Below are 722 nucleotides of genomic sequence, written 5' to 3' on the forward strand. Positions count from 1 at the left end.
TGCGCTCGTCGGGCGACAGCAGGGTGGTCATCTCATAGGAAAAATCATAGATTGGCAAAAAGGCTTTGATCCGACCACCAATCCGTTGATGCAAATACACAGCGCGCCGTAATGCAGGTTGATCGTCCTGGTTAGGATCGATGGCAACCAGCATATTTTGATATTTGGCCATACAGGGTCTCCTTACATCTGTCACCGCAGTCTGTAAGTAAAAGATAACCCATATATGCTGAATGAAACAGGGGATTACCTTTGCCAGATCAATAAATCAGATAAATTTAGCGATCCGGCAAAGGCTTATACGAAGGGGAGTCAATCAGGCAACGTTACGGGAATGTCCGGCCAGTACTGCCAGCGCGTCACCGTTTTCAATCGTGATGTATTTGCCTTTCACCGCCAGCATGCCGCTTTTCTGGAAACGCCCCAGCAGACGGCTGATGGTTTCTACCGTCAGGCCCAGATAGTTGCCGATATCGCCACGGGTCATCGTCAGACGGAACTCACGCGGTGAGAAACCACGCTGTGCGAAACGGCGTGACAGATTGTAGATAAAGGCCGCCAGGCGCTCCTCGGCGTTTTTCTTCGACAGCAACAGGATCATATCCTGATCGCCTTTGATTTCGCCGCTCATTAGACGCATCATTTGCTGACGCAGGTTCGGCATTTTGCCAGACAGGTCATCGAGGGTTTCAAAGGGGATCTCACAGACCATGGACGTTTCC

Annotated in this window: 1 protein-coding gene and 1 pseudogene; both read right to left on the reverse strand. The window is 50.7% G+C overall.

Annotated features, from left to right (window positions below; translation table 11 throughout):
- Nucleotides 1-172: universal stress protein (locus tag M975_RS21930; protein ID WP_342446896.1), on the reverse strand; the 172-nt coding region annotated here is incomplete at its 3' end.
- Between the two features lie 144 nt (nt 173-316).
- Nucleotides 317-722: pseudogene (gene fnr, locus M975_RS21935) on the reverse strand (fumarate/nitrate reduction transcriptional regulator Fnr); the annotation flags it as partial.

This window comes from Buttiauxella brennerae ATCC 51605 (assembly GCF_001654925.1).
GTDB classification, from domain to species: domain Bacteria; phylum Pseudomonadota; class Gammaproteobacteria; order Enterobacterales; family Enterobacteriaceae; genus Buttiauxella; species Buttiauxella brennerae.